General features: G+C 70.7%; 1 protein-coding gene. It reads left to right on the top strand.

Annotation, left to right across the window (positions count from 1 at the left end; genetic code table 11):
* On the top strand, positions 1-758 hold a 758-nt coding region (locus tag FXN61_RS49785; RefSeq protein ID WP_167980682.1), incomplete at both ends, for an FAD-dependent oxidoreductase.

The following is a 758-nucleotide window of genomic DNA, read 5'->3' as shown; positions in this document are numbered from 1 at the left end:
GGCCTGCCCGTGCGAGCCCGGCTGGAGCTGCTGCGGTTGCTGCGCGGGCGGTTCGACCTGGAACGTCCGGAGGACTCGTCGCACGCCACGGTCGCGCAGGCGTGCCGGGGTGACCTGCTGGACTACCTGTGCCAGCCGGTCGTGTCGGGATTCTTCGGCTGGGACCCCGCACGTTCCGCCGTCGCGCCGTTCCTCGCGCTGCTCACCTCGATCGGTCCGGCGTCGACCTGGCGGACCTACCGCGACGGCATGGACACACTCGCCCGCGCGCTCGCCTCGCAGGTGAGCGTCACCACCTCAGCTCCGGTCGACCGGGTGGTCAACGACGGTTCCTCGGCCCGGATCTTCGTGGGCGGCAAGGAGATCAGCGCCCGCTCGGTCGTGCTGGCCGTGCCCGCCCCGGTGGTTCGTCTCGTGTACCCGGAGCACGGATCGGAGTTCATCGACGCGTGTTCGTTCTCGTCCGTGGTGAAGGCGCATTTGCTGTTCGACCGGCCGCTGGGCCGTCGTGACTACGCGGTGGTCGTTCCGACCGCCGAGAACGGCACGGTCTCCACGATCATCTTCGACCACCTCAAGCACTCCGGCCGCGCGCCGGAGAACCGGGGCCTGGTCACGGTCATGGCTCATCCGTCAGTCGCCGGGGACCTGATGCGGGCATCCGACGAGACAGTGGTGGCGCGACTGACCGACGCCGCGGAACGCCTGGTGCCCGGACTCCGCACGGCGACCGGCCGGGCGATCGTGCGGCGGTTCCG

Source organism: Lentzea indica, assembly GCF_012184385.1.
GTDB lineage: Bacteria > Actinomycetota > Actinomycetes > Mycobacteriales > Pseudonocardiaceae > Lentzea > Lentzea indica.
Note: the sequence above shows the minus strand (reverse complement) of the source record. Positions and strands in the feature narration are given on the sequence as shown.